1 protein-coding gene is annotated in these 283 nt (G+C 59.0%); it reads left to right on the top strand.

The features are described from left to right. Window positions 1-109 (top strand): hypothetical protein (locus tag QMX96_RS26810; protein WP_282362737.1); only part of this gene is annotated, 109 nt, incomplete at its 5' end. Window positions 110-283: the final 174 nt, after the last annotated feature.

The following is a 283-nucleotide window of genomic DNA, read 5'->3' on the forward strand; positions in this document are numbered from 1 at the left end:
CTACTTTACCCGCGCCTGCGAAAAGGGTGGGCACACCCCGCACATCCTGCGCGAAGCCCTGCAGTGGCATGAAAACCTGGAAGAACCCGGGCGCATGCTGGCCAGCTGAAGCCGTCCCTGTACAGCCGGTGGCGCGCAATGCGCACCGGCTGTACAGTTGCCCCGCCCAACCATTACACAAACTGTTCTACTGTACCGGTGTTTTGACGGTACCTTCCTACGCAAACTCCCCTCATTGACCCTAAATTGCACCATTTCAGTGCGGACCGGTACAGTTGCGTCC

The sequence above is a fragment of the Pseudomonas sp. PS01300 genome, assembly GCF_029960155.1.
Lineage (GTDB): Bacteria > Pseudomonadota > Gammaproteobacteria > Pseudomonadales > Pseudomonadaceae > Aquipseudomonas > Aquipseudomonas palmensis.